Origin of the sequence: Caballeronia choica (assembly GCF_001544535.1) — a bacterium.
GTDB classification, from domain to species: Bacteria; Pseudomonadota; Gammaproteobacteria; order Burkholderiales; family Burkholderiaceae; genus Caballeronia; species Caballeronia choica.
On record NZ_FCON02000001.1, the window covers coordinates 117,646 to 135,304 of the forward strand.

General features: G+C 64.1%; 15 protein-coding genes. 14 read left to right on the forward strand and 1 reads right to left on the reverse strand.

Annotated elements, in window-relative coordinates:
• Positions 1–121 precede the first annotated feature (121 nt).
• The 11 genes from AWB68_RS46215 (at position 122) to AWB68_RS00565 (ending at position 11,532) form a co-directional block, all read left to right on the forward strand.
• Positions 122–370 carry a hypothetical protein gene (locus AWB68_RS46215; RefSeq protein WP_125482838.1) on the forward strand — a complete coding sequence of 83 codons (249 nt, stop codon included), beginning with the start codon at positions 122–124 and terminating at the stop codon, positions 368–370.
• Positions 370–1,707, forward strand: a complete 1,338-nt coding sequence (gene der, locus AWB68_RS00520; RefSeq protein ID WP_087642403.1) for a ribosome biogenesis GTPase Der — start codon at positions 370–372, stop codon at positions 1,705–1,707. Before AWB68_RS46215 ends, der begins: the two co-directional genes overlap by 1 nt.
• A 141-nt stretch (positions 1,708–1,848) precedes the next feature.
• Complete coding sequence (gene hfq, locus AWB68_RS00525) at positions 1,849–2,085, forward strand: RNA chaperone Hfq (RefSeq protein WP_006999489.1); 237 nt, start codon at positions 1,849–1,851, stop codon at positions 2,083–2,085.
• Between the two features lie 72 nt (positions 2,086–2,157).
• Positions 2,158–3,402: a GTPase HflX gene (gene hflX, locus AWB68_RS00530; protein WP_087642405.1), complete on the forward strand. Its 1,245-nt coding sequence runs from the start codon at positions 2,158–2,160 to the stop codon at positions 3,400–3,402.
• Between the two features lie 47 nt (positions 3,403–3,449).
• Positions 3,450–4,826, forward strand: a complete 1,377-nt coding sequence (gene hflK, locus AWB68_RS00535) for an FtsH protease activity modulator HflK (RefSeq protein ID WP_087642516.1) — start codon at positions 3,450–3,452, stop codon at positions 4,824–4,826.
• Between the two features lie 11 nt (positions 4,827–4,837).
• A complete protein-coding gene (gene hflC, locus AWB68_RS00540) occupies positions 4,838–5,731 on the forward strand; it encodes a protease modulator HflC (RefSeq protein ID WP_087642406.1) in 894 nt (297 codons plus the stop codon).
• A 39-nt stretch (positions 5,732–5,770) separates the two neighbouring features.
• Complete coding sequence (locus tag AWB68_RS00545) at positions 5,771–5,962, forward strand: DUF2065 domain-containing protein (protein WP_087642407.1); 192 nt, start codon at positions 5,771–5,773, stop codon at positions 5,960–5,962.
• A gap of 119 nt (positions 5,963–6,081) precedes the next feature.
• On the forward strand, positions 6,082–7,233 hold the full coding sequence (locus tag AWB68_RS00550) for an ATP phosphoribosyltransferase regulatory subunit (RefSeq protein ID WP_087642408.1): 1,152 nt from the start codon (positions 6,082–6,084) through the stop codon (positions 7,231–7,233).
• 139 nt (positions 7,234–7,372) lie between these two features.
• On the forward strand, positions 7,373–8,719 hold the full coding sequence (locus tag AWB68_RS00555; protein ID WP_087642409.1) for an adenylosuccinate synthase: 1,347 nt from the start codon (positions 7,373–7,375) through the stop codon (positions 8,717–8,719).
• 92 nt (positions 8,720–8,811) lie between these two features.
• Positions 8,812–9,372 (forward strand): phosphoribosyltransferase, encoded by a 561-nt coding sequence (locus AWB68_RS00560; RefSeq protein ID WP_087642410.1) that lies wholly within the window; start codon positions 8,812–8,814, stop codon positions 9,370–9,372.
• A 264-nt stretch (positions 9,373–9,636) separates the two neighbouring features.
• Positions 9,637–11,532: a potassium transporter Kup gene (locus AWB68_RS00565; protein ID WP_087642517.1), complete on the forward strand. Its 1,896-nt coding sequence runs from the start codon at positions 9,637–9,639 to the stop codon at positions 11,530–11,532.
• A gap of 118 nt (positions 11,533–11,650) precedes the next feature.
• Here AWB68_RS00565 and AWB68_RS00570 read toward each other — a convergent pair whose 3' ends face one another.
• Complete coding sequence (locus tag AWB68_RS00570) at positions 11,651–12,616, reverse strand: DMT family transporter (protein WP_087642411.1); 966 nt, start codon at positions 12,614–12,616, stop codon at positions 11,651–11,653.
• Positions 12,617–12,901: 285 nt separating this feature from the next.
• Between AWB68_RS00570 and guaB the strand changes: the two genes are divergently transcribed.
• From guaB to guaA, 3 genes are all read left to right on the forward strand, one after another.
• Complete coding sequence (gene guaB, locus AWB68_RS00575; RefSeq protein WP_087642412.1) at positions 12,902–14,362, forward strand: IMP dehydrogenase; 1,461 nt, start codon at positions 12,902–12,904, stop codon at positions 14,360–14,362.
• Between the two features lie 3 nt (positions 14,363–14,365).
• Positions 14,366–15,376, forward strand: coding sequence for a hypothetical protein (locus tag AWB68_RS00580; RefSeq protein WP_235028134.1), 1,011 nt, complete (start codon positions 14,366–14,368; stop codon positions 15,374–15,376).
• 176 nt (positions 15,377–15,552) lie between these two features.
• Positions 15,553–17,136 (forward strand): glutamine-hydrolyzing GMP synthase, encoded by a 1,584-nt coding sequence (gene guaA, locus AWB68_RS00585; protein ID WP_087642413.1) that lies wholly within the window; start codon positions 15,553–15,555, stop codon positions 17,134–17,136.
• Positions 17,137–17,659: the final 523 nt, after the last annotated feature.

Genomic DNA, 17,659 nt, shown 5'->3' on the forward strand with positions numbered 1-17,659 from the left:
TGCTTTATCGGCGCGTCATTCGCGCCATCGGCAAAATGGAATGGCGCGGCGCCCCGAGCACCGGCGCCTGCCCGCCAGCCTGAAAGCAGCAACGAACAGAAGTAAAAGCGAGGCGCCGAGCATGAGCGCACACTCGCGAAAGCAACGCCATGTGGCCGCACAAGACGCGCATCGAATCGATGACGTCGCCGAGCCGCGAATCGGCGCAACCGCTGAGGCAAGCCTCTTGCATGCGACGCACGAGAACCGTGCCGTATGCCAAATCCATGCTAATTTTCGACAAACGCAGGCTTCTCGCGGCGTTTCCGTGGCCTTGGCGTTTCATGCGCCGGTGTCGGCCGCCTTGCGTTCAACTGTGAACAAAATCTGATGAAACCCGTAATTGCCCTCGTTGGGCGCCCCAATGTGGGGAAATCGACCCTTTTCAACCGGCTGACGCGCTCGCGCGATGCGCTCGTCGCCGACCTGCCCGGACTCACGCGCGACCGTCACTACGGTGAGGGCCGCGTGGGCGATCGACCGTATCTGGTCGTCGATACGGGCGGCTTCGAGCCCGTCGCGAAGGACGGCATCCTGCACGAAATGGCGCGCCAGACGCGCCAGGCGGTGGAGGAAGCGGACGTGGTCGTGTTCATCGTCGACGGGCGCAACGGCCTCGCTCCGCAAGACAAGGCGATCGCCGACTATCTGCGCAAGACCGGCCGCCCGCTCTTTCTCGTCGTCAACAAGGCCGAAGGGATGAAGTACAGCGCGGTCGCCGCCGACTTCTACGAACTCGGCCTCGGCGACCCGCGCGCGATTTCGGCCGCGCATGGCGATGGCGTCAACGAAATGATCGGCGACGCGCTTGAAATCGCCTACGCCGGTCAGCCCGAAGAGGACGACGAAGAGAAGGCGAAGCACGGCGTGAAGATCGCGATCGTCGGGCGGCCGAATGTCGGCAAGTCGACGCTTGTGAACACGCTGATCGGCGAGGAGCGCGTGATCGCGTTCGACATGCCCGGCACGACCCGCGATTCGATCTATGTTGATTTCGAGCGTCAGGGCCGCAAATACACCCTGATCGATACGGCGGGCCTGCGCCGGCGCGGCAAGGTGTTCGAGGCGATCGAGAAGTTTTCGGTGGTGAAGACGCTGCAGTCGATCTCGGACGCGAACGTCGTGATCCTGTTGCTCGACGCGCAACAGGACATCTCCGAGCAGGACGCGCACATCGCGGGTTTCGTGGTCGAGCAAGGGCGGGCGCTGGTGGTGGGCGTCAACAAGTGGGATGGGCTCGACTCGCACGTGCGCGAGCGAACCAAGGCCGATCTCACCCGCAAGCTCAAGTTCCTGGACTTTGCCAAATTCCACTACGTCTCGGCGCTGGAGAAAACGGGTATCGGCCAGTTGATGAAGTCAGTCGACGACGCCTACGCCGCGGCGATGGCCAAGTTGCCGACGCCGAAGCTCACGCGCGCGCTCATCGACGCAGTGGAATTCCAGCAGCCGCGCCGGCGCGGCCCGGTGCGCCCGAAGCTGCGCTATGCGCACCAGGGCGGGCAAAATCCGCCGATCATCGTCGTGCATGGCAACGCGCTCGACGCGATCACCGATACCTATAAACGTTACCTCGAAGGACGCTTCAGAGAAACTTTTGGGCTGGCCGGGACTCCATTGCGCATAGAGTTCCGTTCGAGCACGAACCCTTACGCGGACAAAGGCTGAGTCCCGCGCGCACCAAGCGTTTCGCCGCTGTGGCAGCGCTGGTGCGGAAAAGAAAATCGGCTATAGTGTAGCGATTGTTGGCGGATCTCTTTTTCTTCCTCCACAATCATGTTCAACCTGCAAAAAAACACGGAGTTTGCTATGAGCAACAAAGGGCAATTGTTACAAGACCCGTTTTTGAACGCACTGCGTAAAGAGCACGTGCCGGTGTCGATCTATTTGGTCAACGGCATCAAGCTTCAAGGGAACATCGAATCGTTCGACCAGTACGTCGTGTTGCTCCGCAATACGGTTACCCAGATGGTCTACAAGCACGCCATTTCCACGGTCGTGCCGGCCCGTCCGGTGAATTTCCACCCGGACGCTGAATCGTCCTAAACCTCGTCGCGGCCGGTGGTCCAGCACCCATAAAAAGTTACTCGCCGGTCGCTTCAAAACCAAAAACTCAATTTGATCAACGCAGCGCTTGTCGGCATCGACTTCGGAAAAATCGATTTCGAAGCCAGTCTTGAAGAACTCAGTCTGCTCGCCCAAAGTGCGGGCGCCAATCCCGCCGTCACGCTTACCGGCCGCCGTTCGAGCCCCGATGCCAAGATGTTTGTCGGCAGCGGCAAGGTCGAAGAACTGCGCCTCGCCTGCGAAGCGAACGACGTCGAACTCGTCATTTTCAATCACGCGCTCGCACCCGCGCAGCAGCGCAATCTCGAAACTGCGCTGAACCGGCGTGTCGTCGACCGCACGAGCCTCATCCTCGATATTTTCGCGCAACGCGCCCGCAGCCACGAAGGCAAGCTGCAGGTCGAACTCGCGCAGCTCCAGTATCTGTCGACGCGGCTCATCCGCGCGTGGACTCACCTCGAGCGGCAAAAGGGCGGTATCGGCCTGCGCGGCCCAGGCGAAACGCAGCTCGAAACCGACCGCCGGCTGATCGGCGAACGCATCAAGGCGCTCAAGGCGAAGCTCGAGAAACTGCGCCGCCAGCATGGTACGCAGCGTCGCCAGCGCGTGCGCAACCAGACGATGTCGGTGTCGCTCGTCGGCTATACGAACGCGGGCAAGTCGACGCTCTTCAACGCGTTGACCAAGGCGCAGGCGTACGCGGCCGACCAGCTTTTCGCCACGCTCGATACCACTTCGCGCCGCGTTTTCCTGGGTGAGGCAGCAGGGCATGTCGTGGTGTCGGATACGGTCGGTTTCATTCGCGAGCTGCCGCACCAACTGGTCGCGGCGTTTCGCGCGACGCTCGAGGAAACGATTCACGCCGACTTGCTGCTGCATGTGGTCGATGCATCGAGCGCCGTTCGGCTCGACCAGATCGAGCAGGTGAACGAAGTGCTGCGCGGCATCGGCGCGGACACGGTTCCGCAGATCCTCGTCTTCAACAAGATCGACGCGGTGCCTGAGCTGGCGGCCCGTGGCGACGCGGTCGAAAGGGACGAGTATGGTAATATTTCGCGCGTCTTTTTGAGCGCACGCACGGGTCAGGGGCTCGACGCGCTGCGCGCTGCCATCGCCGAAATCGCTGCATCGGATTCCAGTGAATTCACCGCGGTTCCCGAATTCACTGAACCTGTCGAATCCACAGAATCGATCGAATCAACGCAATCCTCGTCGTACGACGGAACCGCGCTGCCGGAGGACCACCGGTCAGCCGACGAAAGCGACGCCCGCGAAGTCCCCGAGCACGGGCACTGAGCTGTTCCGATCTGCATTGACCCGGCTGTCTAATGGTGAATCACCGAGTGAACGACTACAACGAGCGGAGTAACCGGCAGCATTCGCATGCCGTCTTTTCGATTGACGATCCGCGCTGGGGGCGGGGCGAGGGCAATGGCGGCACGAAGAACGATCAGAAGCGACCGCAGGATCCGAAGCGCCCGGGCAACGGCAAGGACGGCGAAGGCCCGCCCGATCTCGATGAAATGTGGCGCGAGTTCAACCGGCGCCTCGCGGGCTTCTTCGGCCGCAAGCCCGGAAACGGCGCGCCGCGCGCCGACAACGGCCGTGGCGCCAGGATCGGTTTCGGCATCGTCGTCGGCGTTCTGATCGCGATTTATCTCGGCAGCGGTGTGTTCGTTGTACAGGACGGGCATGTCGGCGTCGTGTCGCAGTTCGGCAAGTTCAGGTCGACTGCCGGCGAGGGCATCCACTGGCGCTTGCCTTATCCGTTCCAGTCGCACGAGATCGTCAATACCGCGCAGATCCGCTCCGTCGAAGTCGGCCGCAATAATGCGCTCACGCAGGCGAACGTGCGCGACGCATCGCTGCTCACCCACGACGCCGATATCGTCGATGTGCGCTTTGCCGTGCAATATCAGATCAAGTCGCCGACCGATTATCTCTTCCGTAATCTCGATCCCGAGCAGAGCGTGATGCAGGCGGGGCAGGCCGCGATCCGCGAGATCGCCGGCGCGCAACCGACCGACGACCTGCTCTACAACGATCGCGAGGCCTTGCGCGCGCGACTCGTCGACACGATCCAGCGTTCGCTCGACGCCTACAAGACCGGTCTCCAGGTGACGGGCGTCACGCTGCAGAGCGTGCAGGTGCCGTCGCAAGTTCAGCCCGCATTCGAGGAAGCGGCGAAGGTGCGCCAGGACAACGAGCGCGCCCGCGATACCGCCCGCGCCTATGCCGCTCAGCTCCTGCCGCGCGCGAAGTCGGATGCGGCACGCACGATCGACGAGGCGACTGCGTATAGCAATCGCGTCGTCACGCAGGCGCAAGGCGATGCCGAGCGCTTCAAGCAGGTCTACGCAGAATATTCGAAGGCTCCGGCAGTGATTCGTCAACGCATGTACCTGGACACGATGCAGCAGATCTACTCGCGCACGACGAAGGTGTTCGTCGACAGCAAGGCGGGCAACAACGTGCTGTATCTGCCGCTCGACAAGCTCGCGGAGGCGGCCCGGCAGCGCGCCGGCGATACAGCCGAGCCGGCTGCGAGCGGTGCCGCGGCTGCGGCGCCGGCGTCGGGTGTTGCGCCCGCCGCGTCCGCAGCGGCTGCCACCGCAGCGCCGGCGAGCGCCGCGAGTGGCGCAAGCCAGGGCACGGCGAACGATCCGCTGCGTTCGCGCGATTCGTTCCGCTCGCGCGGCCGTCAAGACGACTTGCAATAAGGAGCGCGACCATGAATCGAATCATTGCGCTCGTCGTGGCTGTCGTCATCGTGTTGTTCGTCGGTTCGTCGATGATCTTCGTCGTGGATGAGCGGCATGCCGCCGTCGTTTCCGCGCATGGCGAAGGCAATCCGAAACTCGACGGCCCGGGCCTGCACTTCAAGCTGCCGCCGCCTTTCCAGACGGCGACGCTGATCGACACCCGCACCCTCACGATCGACGAAACCGGCTCGGACCGCTTCACGACCTCCGACAAGAACGAAGTGCTCGTCAACACGGTCATCAAGTATCGCGTGGCCGATCCGCTCAAGCTCTTCGAAAGCAACGAGAAGAACACGCAGACCGCGCAGGAACGCCTGACGGCGCTTGCCCGCACGGCGCTCGCGAGCGCTTTCACGAAGCGCACGCTGAACGACGCGCTCGCTGGGCAGCAGGCGCTTGCAAGCGAAGCGCAGAAGACGATCGAGCAACCGGCTTCGTCGTTTGGCGTCGAACTGGTCGATTTGCAACTGACGCGCATCGACTTTCCGCCGGCCGTCGCCGATTCGGTCTACAAGCGCATGATCGCGGCTCGCCAGCAGGCAGCCGCCGACGAGCGCGCCCGAGGCACGGCCGATGCTGACAAGATCAAGGCCGATGCGGATCGCCAGCAGCAGGCGATTCTCGCCGATGCCTACAGCCAGGCGCAGACCATCAAGGGCGAAGGCGACGGCAAGGCAGCCGCCATTGCCGCCGAGGCCTATGGGCGCGATCCGCAGTTCTACCAGTTTTATCAGAGCCTGGAAGCGTATAAGAAGACATTCAAGCCCGGCGACGTGATGGTGGTCGACTCGGGCAGCGATTTCTTCCGCTTCATGCGCAGCCCGAACAGCGGGGCGGACACGGTTCCTCCGCAGAAGCGCTGATTGTCCGCGTGCCGGGTCCGCCCGGCACTTTTCATGCGAATGGATATGGCTGCGACGTTACTGCTTGCGCTTGCGCTCATGCTGATCATCGAAGGGATGTTCCCGTTCGTGTTCCCCACGGCGTGGCGCGACACGTTCCGCCGGATCGCCGAACGGCCGACGCACCATATCCGCATCGGCGGCCTGGTCGCGATGGCGCTCGGGCTGATCCTGCTCTTGATCGCGACCTGAGGAACTGTCCGTTCTCTTGAACGTTCGCCGGCAGGCCGTTCCTCGCGCCGGGCTGGTTCGCCTGTTCTCTTACAACGGCGCCCGCGCCGCTCAACACCCCGTAGGAAAGGTATCAACAGATGTCGACCTGGTTACTTCCCGAGAATATCGCCGACGTGTTGCCGTCGGAAGCCCGCAAGATCGAGGAGCTGCGCCGGCGGTTGCTCGACCGTTTCCGTTCGTACGGCTACGAACTCGTGATGCCGCCGATGCTCGAGTATCTCGAATCGCTGCTGACGAGCGGCGGCACCGATCTCAACCTGCGCACCTTCAAGCTCGTCGACCAGTTGTCGGGCCGCACGCTCGGCCTGCGCGCCGACATTACGCCGCAGGTCTCGCGCATCGACGCGCATCTGCTGAACCGGCAGGGCGTGACGCGCCTGTGTTACGCGGGCAACGTGCTGCACACGCGTCCGCGCGGACTGCACGCGACCCGCGAGCAGATCCAGATCGGCGCCGAGATCTACGGCCACGCCGGCCTCGAAGCCGATCTCGAAATCCAGACGCTGATGCTCGATTCGCTGCGTCTCGCGGGTTTGACCAAAGTGCGTCTCGACCTGTGCCACGCGGGCGTGCTCGCGGCGCTGCTCGAACTGGAGCCGGCGGCGGCCACGCTCGGCGAGGCACTGTACGACGCGCTCGCGAGCAAGGACGTGCCGCGCCTTCACGAACTCACCGCGCATCTCGGCCAGGTGCCGCGCGACGCGTTGCGCGCGCTGCCGTCGCTGTATGGCGATGCGTCCGTACTCGACGCCGCACGCGGCCGTCTGCCGAACTTGCCGGTCATCGCGCGCGCGCTCGACGACCTCGCGTTTCTCGCGCGCCAGGCAAACGGCGCCGAACTGATGATCGATCTCGCCGACCTGCGCGGCTATGCCTATCACAGCGGCGTGATGTTCTCGGCCTATGTCGACGGCGTGCCGAACGCGGTTGCGCGCGGCGGCCGTTACGACGATGTCGGCCTGGCGTATGGCCGTGCCCGGCCAGCGACGGGCTTCTCGCTCGACCTGCGCGAAGTGGCGCGCATCTCGCCGGTCGACGCACGCGGCAGCGCGATTCTCGCGCCGTGGCGGCACGACGAGCCGTTGAGCGCGGCGGTCGCGGCGTTGCGCGACGCCGGCGAAGTCGTGATCCAGGCGTTGCCGGGCCACGACCACGATCTCGATGAATTTGCGTTCGATCGCGTGCTCGTCGAGCGCGACGGCAAGTGGACCGTCGAGGCTCGTCAGTAGGCAGCAACATGCCACACCCTTGATCGGCAACGTTTTTTTCAGCATCCGCTGATCGACACGGGTTCACGAAGGTCCCGAAAAACTCGGAACCTTTCGTGAACATAGGTAAAATGCGTTTTTAACCAGCTAACGAATCAACATGTCTGCCAGCGCAGTGAATGTGAACCCGGGGCGCAACGTCGTCGTGGTCGGCACCCAGTGGGGTGATGAAGGCAAGGGCAAGATCGTCGACTGGCTGACGGACCACGCCCAGGGCGTCGTGCGCTTCCAGGGCGGTCACAACGCGGGCCATACGCTCATCATCGGCGGCAAGAAAACCATCTTGCGCCTGATTCCCTCGGGCATCATGCGCGCGGGAACGGCCTGCTACATCGGCAATGGCGTCGTGTTGTCGCCGGAAGCGCTCTTCAAGGAAATCGGCGAGCTGGAAGCGGCGGGCGTCGACGTCCAGAAGCGCCTGTTCATTTCCGAAGCCGCCACGCTGATCCTGCCGTATCACGTCGCCATCGACCAGGCGCGCGAAGCGCGTCGCGGTGCGGGCAAGATCGGCACCACCGGGCGCGGCATCGGACCGGCGTATGAAGACAAGGTCGGCCGTCGTGGCTTGCGCGTGCAGGACCTGTTCGACGCGCCGCTCTTCGCCGAACGCCTGCGCGAAACGCTCGACTTCCACAACTTCGTGCTGACGCAGTATCTGGGCGCGGCAGCGGTCGACTATCAGGAAACGCTCGACACGATGCTCGGCTATGCCGACCGTCTCGCGCCGATGGTCACCGACGTCTCCCGCCGTCTCTACGACGAGAATCACGCCGGCCGCAACCTGCTGTTCGAAGGTGCGCAAGGCACGCTGCTCGATATCGACCACGGCACGTATCCGTATGTCACATCGAGCAATTGCGTCGCGGGTGCCGCGAGCGCCGGCGCCGGCGTCGGCCCGCAAAAGCTGAACTACATTCTCGGCATCACGAAGGCGTATTGCACGCGGGTCGGCGCGGGTCCGTTCCCGAGCGAGCTGTACGACGCCGACAACGCCGAGCGCCAGGAGCAGGTCGGCCTCACGCTCGCCACCGTCGGCAAGGAGTTCGGTTCGGTCACGGGGCGCCCGCGCCGCACCGGCTGGCTCGACGCCGCGGCGCTGCGCCGCTCGATCCAGATCAACGGCATCTCGGGCCTCTGCATGACGAAGCTCGACGTGCTCGACGGTCTCGAGGAAGTGAAGTTGTGCGTCGGCTATCAGCTCGACGGCAAGCGGGTCGACATCCTGCCGCGCGGCGCTTCGGAAGTAGCGCGCTGCGAGCCGGTCTACGAAACCTTCGGCGGCTGGAAGGAAAGCACGATCGGCATCACGCAATGGGACGGCCTGCCGGAAAACGCCCGCGCTTATCTCTCGCGCGTGCAGGAAGTGGCCGGCGTGCCGATCGACATGGTCTCGACCGGTCCCGATCGCGACGAAACCATCCTGCTGCGCCATCCGTTCAAGGTCTGAAGCAGCCTGAACCGATCGCTTGAAAAAAATGTGGCCGCGCCGAGCGGCCACATTTCGTATCCACCGCTGTAAGCATTTGAAAGAGCCTTACCATGATCGCGATGACGGACCCGCGCAACGACGACAAGAACCTCTGGGTCGGCTGGGATGAATACCACCGGCTGATCGAACTCCTCGCGCTTAAGGTGCATGAGTCCGGCTGGAAGTTCGACCAGATCCTGTGTCTCGCGCGTGGCGGGCTGCGCGTCGGCGACCAGCTCTCGCGCATCTACGATCTGCCGCTCGCGATCCTCGCCACCAGTTCGTACCGGGAAGCCGCCGGCACGGAACAGGGCGACCTGGACATCGCCCAGTACATCACGATGACGCGCGGCCACCTGGCGGGCAACGTGCTGCTCGTGGACGACCTGGTCGACTCGGGCGTGACGCTCGCGCGCGTGCAGGAGCACCTGAAGGACCGCTATCCCGCGATCACGTCGGTGCGCTCGGCGGTGCTGTGGTACAAGGGTTGCTCGAAGGTGAAGCCCGATTACCACGTCCAGTTCCTCGAAACGAATCCGTGGATCCACCAGCCGTTCGAGGAGTGGGACACGGTGCGTCCGCACAATCTCGGCGCATGGATCAAGCGCGGCATGCAGAACGGTCGCGGCTGATCTCATCATCGAACAAGCCCGGCTCGACGCCGTTCGCTCATGCCTCGGGCATGGCCGAACGGCGTTTTCATTGGGATGTCGAACGACGCGGCGCGCCTCGCCGACGCGCTGGACCACGCACTTCCAGCACTTCCGCCCTACTGACGCAATGCTAAACTGCCGGTTCCCGGCTCCCGTGGCGCCCCGACAACACGGAGCCGCCGGTTTGCGTGCGACGTTAGAATGGCGTTCGTTTTTTCCGCCTCAAACGGATACCTCGCGTTTATGACCAACCTGACTCACGCGCAAGAGCGCAAGCAGCCTCTCCCGACGCTGGCGCTCGCTGCCATCGGCATAGTGTTCGGCGACATCGGCACGAGTCCCTTGTATGCGCTGAAAGAGGCGTTCAGTCCATCGCATGGCATCGCGCTCTCGGACGCCTCGATTCTCGGCGTCATCTCCTTGCTCTTCTGGGCGATCGTCATCGTGGTCGCCATCAAGTACGTCCTTTTCGTCATGCGCGCCGACAACAACGGCGAAGGCGGCGTGCTCGCGCTGATGACGCTCGCGCTGCGCACCTTCAGCAACAAGACCGGGCGCACGTCCGGCGTCCTGATGATGCTCGGCATCTTCGGCGCCTGCATGTTCTACGGCGACGCGGTGATTACGCCCGCGATGTCGGTGATATCGGCGGTGGAGGGTCTCGAGATCGCGACGCCCCAGCTCGCGCCCTACGTGCTGCCGATCACGATGGTCATCCTGATCATGCTGTTCTGGATCCAGCGACGCGGCACGGCGGTCGTCGGCCGGCTCTTCGGTCCGATCATGCTGGTGTGGTTCGTGACGCTCGCCGTGCTCGGCGTGTACCACATCATGCGCGAACCGCGCGTGATCATCGCGTTGAACCCTTACTACGCGGCGTCGTTCATGGCCCAGCACGTGTTGCAGGCGTACATCGTGCTCGGCTCGGTCGTGCTGGTGCTGACCGGCGCCGAAGCGCTCTATGCAGACATGGGCCACTTCGGTGCGAGGCCGATCCGGCTCGGCTGGTATTGCCTCGTGATGCCGTCGCTGCTGCTGAATTATTTTGGGCAGGGCGCCTTGCTGATGCATTCGCCCGACGCGATCCAGAGCCCGTTCTTCCTGCTCGCACCCGACTGGGCGCTCTTGCCGCTCGTGATCCTCTCGACGATCGCGACCGTGATCGCATCGCAGGCGGTCATTTCGGGCGCGTATTCGCTGACGAGCCAGGCGATCCAGCTCGGCTACGTCCCGCGCATGAAGATCCTGCATACGTCCGATCTCGCGATCGGGCAGATCTATATTCCGCTCGTGAACTGGATGCTGCTCTTCATCATCCTGTGCATCGTGATTGGCTTCAAGAGCTCGGAGAATCTCGCGGCGGCTTACGGTCTGGCCGTCACCGCAACCATGATCGTCACGACGATGCTCGCGTCGGTCGTGATGACGAAGCTCTGGGGCTGGAACAAGGCGCTCGTGACTGCGATCATCAGCGTATTCTTCCTGGTCGACCTTGGCTTTTTCGGCGCGAGCCTGTTGAAGATCGAGCAGGGCGGCTGGCTGCCGCTGTGCATCGGCGGGGCGCTCTTCTTCCTGCTGATGACCTGGTACAAGGGCCGCCTGATCGTGAAGGAGCGCACGGCCGCCGACGGCATTCCGCTGATGCCGTTCCTGCAGGGGCTGCTGGCGCACCCGCCGCATCGCGTGTCGGGTACGGCGATCTACCTGACGGGCAGCGACACGCTCGTGCCGGTGAGCCTGTTGCACAACCTGAAGCACAACAAGGTGCTGCACGAACGCACGATCTTCCTGAACTTTCTGACGCGCGATATTCCGTATGTGGACGATGCGCAGCGCGTCGACGTGAAGGACATCAGCGGTGGACTCTTCCTCGTGAAGGCGGCCTACGGGTTCAACGAGACGCCGGATGTAAAGGCGGTGCTGGAGCAGATCAGCCGCACCCACGCGATGACCTTCGAGCTGATGGACACGTCGTTCTTCATGGCGCGCGAAACGGTCGTGCCGACGGAGTTGCCGGGGATGTCGGTGTGGCGCGAGCGGGTGTTCGCCTGGATGCACCAGAACGCCGCCAAGCCAACCGATTTCTTCAGCATTCCGGCCAATCGCGTGGTGGAACTCGGGACCAAGATAGAAATTTGAGTTGCGTGCTCCGGCGTGCAAGCCACTGCGGCTTGCACGCTGGCCGAGCCTTAAAGGCCGCCCCCGCCGCGTCCATCTTCGGGCCACGGCGGCTTGAGTGCAGGTCCGCCCGGCGCCTTCAGTGCGCCGGCGCCTCTCTCTCCGCACCCGAGGGCGCTCTCGCCACCGCATGCTGGCGCACCGACCAGCACACGCCTCCCAGCAGCAACACGATCGCCAGGACCTCGGGCAAGCGCGGCATACGCTGGTCGTAGACGAACGCGTAAAGCAGCGCGAAGAGCGTTTCGAACGCGATCATCTGCCCCGACAGCGTCAGCGGCAGGCGCTTCGACGCGGCGTTCCACAGCGTGTTGCCGAGCCACGAACCGCCGGCCGCCAGCGCGAAGCCGACGATCCAGAACATCTGCCAGCGCGCGGGCGAAACGCCCGTCTGCACGAATCCCGGCGGCAACAGCAGGACGACGATCCACGCAATCCCGCCGAGCACGCCCGTGACGATGCCCCACAGCACGGACCACTCGTTGCCGTCGAAGTGCGTGTTCGCCTGCAGGTAGCGCGCGTTGACGACTGCGTACCACGTCCACGACAGGAGCGCGCCCACCGCGCACGCGAGGCCGACGAGCTTGGTCACGATGCTGATGGCATTGCCGCCGGCGTCGCTGAAGACGTCGATGTTGATGCACACGATGCCGGCCATCACCATCATGAGCGGCCAGAAGAGGCGCCGCAGGTCGATCGCGCCGTGATCGCGCCGGCCGGCGAGCGTCACGGTGACGGGCAAGATCCCCACGATCAGCGATGACGGCGCGACGCCCACCATCTGCACGGCGGTGGCGAGCAGCATGTAGTAGAGCAGGTTGCCGACGAGCGCGAGCTTGACGAGCGCGACGACATCGGCGCGCGTGAGCTTGCTTGCGAGCCGTCGCGCGAACGGCAATGCGACCGCCACGGAGACCAGCCCGTACATCACGTAACGGCCGCTGCTCAATAGAAGCGGCGAAAAATCGGGCAGCAGGCGCGGCGCGAGAAAAATGAAACCCCAAATGGCGCCCGCCATCACTCCATATGCCACACCGCGCTGCATTGCCTGCTCCCGCATTGACTTGAGGAAAGGCGCGCAGGTTAGCACGCGGCGGGGGAGGGTCGTCTTGTCGAAAGCTGCAATGCGATGCGGGTTTCGCCGTCGCAGCGGCTCGGCGATGCCAGGCGCAAAACCGAAAATGACCCGAAAGCGCGGCGAAAAGAAAAGCGAAATCGACCCTTGAAAGGAGGCCCGAAAATTGCCCGCGAATCACGTAAGCCAATGTTCGGTCAGTGAAAAACCGGGGAACTATCGGTATAATCTGCTTTTGCGCCCATAGGATTTGCCATGCGTCTGATCCAGAAAGCACTCACGTTCGATGACGTGCTCCTCGTGCCCGCGTTTTCCAACGTTCTCCCGCGCGACACCAGCCTGAAGTCCCAGCTGACCCGCAAGATCTCCCTGAACATGCCCCTCGTGTCCGCCGCCATGGACACCGTCACCGAAGGTCGCCTCGCCATCGCGATGGCCCAGATGGGCGGCGTCGGCATCGTCCACAAGAATCTCACCTCCGCCGACCAGGCGCGCGAAGTCGCGAAGGTGAAGCGTTTCGAATCGGGCGTCGTGCGCGATCCGATCACCGTTCCGCCGCAAATGCGCGTGCGCGACGTCATCGCCCTCACGCAACAGCATGGCATTTCCGGATTTCCCGTCGTCGAAGGCCCGCAACTGATCGGCATCGTGACGAACCGCGATCTGCGCTTCGAAGAGCGCATGGACGAGCCGGTGCGCAACATCATGACGCCGCGCGAGCGCCTCGTGACGGTCAAGGAAGGCACGCCGCTCGCCCAGGCGAAGGCGCTGATGCACAGCCACCGGCTGGAGCGCGTGCTGGTCGTGAACGACGCGTTCGAACTGCGCGGCCTCATGACCGTCAAGGACATCACCAAGCAGACCGAACACCCGGACGCCTGCAAGGACGAACACGGCAAGCTGCGCGTCGGCGCGGCGATCGGCGTCGGCCCCGAGAACGAGGAGCGCGCGGCGCTGCTGGCGGCGGCAGGCGTCGACGTGATCGTCGTCGATACCGCGCACGGCCATAGCCAGGGCGTGCTCGAGCGCGTGCGCTGGGTCAAGCAGAACTATCCGCATATCGAAGTGATCGGCGGCAATATCGCGACGGCTTCGGCGGCGAAGGCGCTCGTCGAGTACGGCGCGGACGGCGTGAAGGTGGGCATCGGCCCGGGCTCGATCTGCACGACGCGCGTCGTCGCGGGCGTCGGCGTGCCGCAGATCACGGCGGTGTCGAATGTGTCGGAGGCGTTGAAGGGCAGCGGCGTGCCCGTGATCTCGGACGGCGGCGTGCGTTTTTCCGGCGACGTCGCGAAAGCGCTCGCAGCGGGCGCGAACGCGGTGATGATGGGCAGCATGCTTGCCGGCACCGAAGAATCGCCGGGCGACGTGTTCCTGTTCCAGGGCCGCCAGTACAAGGCGTATCGCGGCATGGGCTCGGTCGGCGCGATGAAGGACGGCGCCGCGGACCGCTACTTCCAGGACAACTCGGCGAATATCGACAAGCTGGTGCCGGAAGGGATCGAAGGCCGGGTTGCCTACAAGGGCTCGGTCAACGCGATCCTGTTCCAGGTCGTCGGCGGCGTGCGCGCGAGCATGGGCTATTGCGGTTGCCGCACGATCCTCGAAATGCACGACAAGGCCGAGTTCGTGCAGATCACGGCGGCCGGCATGCGCGAATCGCACGTGCACGACGTGCAGATCACCAAGGAAGCGCCCAACTACCACGTGGACTAAACCATGAAACCGTTGCTGCGGGCCGTACTCGTCATCAATGCCCTGATCTTTCTCGCGTTCGGCGTGCTGTTCCTGCTGACGCCATGGGCTGCGTTGTACAGCGCGTTGCAACTAGTTCAGATGCAGCCTGCGTTCGCGGGGCAGTTGTTCGGCATCGCGCTGATCGGGTTGTCGTGGCTGGCGTTTCATGCGGCTGTCGATGGCGCGCTGACGGCTACGGCCGCGAAGGTGTCGGGGCATGTCGAGTGGCTTTCGGGCGTCGTGCTGCTCGTGTGGCTGCTTGGCCTTCGGACGCCGCAACTCGAAAGCTTCGGGCAGATCGTGTCGGCGTTGGCGGGCGTGGTGCTGCTGATTCTCGGGCTGGGCAGCGTGCGGCTTGCCGGCGCGGTTCGCCGGCGCGAGCGCGCGGTGCTGGCCGGCGCGGCGTCGGCGGGACGCGCCGAGAAGCGTGCGGCGCAAAAGCGTGACGAGATTCGCGCGGCGACGCCGGTCCCGCCGGCTTCCACCGCTTATCGTGACGATCGCGTCCAACCTGCGGTTGTGCCTGTCGCGGCGGAGCGCCGTGTCGATCCGCTGGCGGGCGAGCCCGTCGCGGGCGAAGCACTCGATGTGGCGAGCCGCCCGGCGGCGCGCGCACCGAACGCCACCGCGATCGATCCGGTCACGGGCCGCGCGATCGATCCCGCCACGGGCCGTACGCTCGATCCGCTGGCGCGAGATCGCGCAACGGGCGCGACGTTCGACCCGGCAACCGGCAGAACGATTGACCCGGCGACCGGTCGCGTGGTCGAGCCCGCGATCGCCAGAAGCATTGATCCCGCTACCGGCAGGACGATCGACCCGGTGACCGGCCGCGTAGTCGAGCCCTCGATCGCCCGAAACATCGATCCCGCAACCGGCAGAAGGATCGACCCCGTGATCGACCCCGCAACCGGCCACACCGTCGACCCCGTCACGGGCGAGCGCGTCGAACCCCGGCTTGGCGCCGATCCGCTTCGTCCCGATACGCGATGAATATCGAATGAGCGAGACGCGCTTCTTCCGACCGGGCGTTTCGCCATGACAAGTACCCCTGCGGTCGGCCCTTGCGCCGGCCGTCGATTTTTTTGGCGCGAGCCGGACGTCGCGACGACGCCCGAACGCCCGCGCATCCATCACCGTAACCGCTCACTTCGCCTTTGGCCGCTGCCATGCACGACAAAATCCTGATCCTCGATTTCGGTTCCCAAGTCACCCAGTTGATCGCGCGACGCATCCGCGAATCGCATGTCTACTCGGAAATCCATCCGTACGACGTCGATGAGGCCTTCATTCGCGAGTTCGCGCCAAAGGGCATCATCCTGTCGGGCGGCCCGAACTCGGTGACCGAACCGGGCTCGCCGCGCGCGCCGCAGATCGTGTTCGACCTGGGCGTCCCCGTGCTTGGCATTTGCTACGGCATGCAGACGATGGCCGACCAGCTCGGCGGCAAGGTCGAACTCGGCAAGCTGCGCGAATTTGGCTATGCCGAAGTGCGCGCGCACAACCACACGAGCTTCCTGACGGGCATCGAGGATTTCCAGACGGCCGAAGGCCACGGCATGCTCAAGGTGTGGATGAGCCACGGCGACAAGGTCGCCGACATGCCGGCCGGCTTCAAGCTGATGGCGTCGACGCCGTCGTGCCCGATCGCCGCGATGGCCGACGACGAGCGCCGCTTCTACGGCCTGCAATGGCACCCGGAGGTGACGCACACGGCGCAGGGCCGCGCCATGATCGATCGCTTCGTGCTGGTACTGTGCAACGCGCGGGCCGACTGGGAGATGGGGCATTACGTCGAAGAGGCCGTCGAGAAGATTCGCGCGCAAGTCGGCGACGAGCACGTGATCCTGGGCTTGTCGGGCGGCGTGGATTCGTCGGTGGCGGCGGCGCTGCTGCATCGCGCGATTGGCGACCAGTTGACGTGCGTCTTCGTCGATCATGGTTTGCTGCGCCAGAACGAAGCCGAGCAGGTCATGTCGACCTTCGCCGATCACCTCGGCGTGAAGGTGATCCATGTCGATGCGAGCACCGCGTTCCTGTCGAAACTCGCGGGCGTGACCGATCCCGAGGCGAAGCGCAAGATCATCGGAGCGGAGTTCGTCGAAGTGTTCCAGGCCGAGGCCAACAAGCTCACGGATGCCCAGTGGCTCGCGCAGGGCACGATCTACCCGGATGTGATCGAGTCGGCGGGCAAGGGCAAGAAGGGCGCGCATACGATCAAGAGCCATCACAACGTCGGCGGCTTGCCGGAGACGCTGAACCTGAAGCTGCTCGAGCCGCTGCGCGAACTGTTCAAGGACGAAGTGCGCGAGCTGGGCGTGCAGCTCGGGTTGCCGCCGGCGATGGTGTATCGCCATCCTTTCCCGGGGCCGGGGCTTGGCGTGCGGATTCTTGGCGAGGTTAAACGCGAGTTCGCGGACCTGCTGCGTCGCGCGGACGCGATTTTCATCGAAACATTGCGCACGACCATCGACAAGGAGACCGGCAAGTCGTGGTACGACCTGACGAGCCAGGCGTTCGCGGTGTTTTTGCCGGTGAAGAGCGTCGGGGTGATGGGCGACGGGCGGACTTACGAGTATGTCGTCGCGCTGCGTGCAGTGCAGACGCTCGATTTCATGACGGCGCATTGGGCGCATCTTCCGCATGAATTGCTCGGGCATGTTTCGAATCGCATCATCAATGAAGTGCGCGGGATCAATCGGGTGGTTTATGACATCTCGGGGAAGCCGCCGGCGACGATTGAGTGGGAATGATCGGGCGTTAATCGCGTGCTTTCGGCGACTATCGGAAAACCCGGTAAGCACGGAGCGTTGCGCGGCATTTACTCGTTTTTGGATTCGCCATCTATCTGTGGCGGACGCTAATTTTTCACGGTATCGCGAATAGCCGATTCGTGAAGAAACGCCAATACCGTCAGGTGCGCGAGCGTGCCTTGACGGTATTTTATTGCTGAGAACGTCCGCCCAAGCCTGACGCCATGTCTGCGCTGCAGAACCGGACCATTGCTTTCGACCACTACAAGAAAAATCTGGAAGCAGCTTTTTGACCTGCAGGCGGCGGACGGCCACGATCGCCGTGGGACTGCCTTCTTCGAGTTCCTGTGGATACCGCTGCGCTTTCCCCGCCCACCCGCAGCAACGCCTTTTGCCAACGCAACGAGCATCGCCAGGCGTGCGGGATGCTCCAGTGCTGGCGAAAGGCTTGGGCGACCACTGCGTCGCGGCCCTGATCATCGAAAGGAGAATCTGCGTCCGGAAAGGAAACGCACTCTCGCGT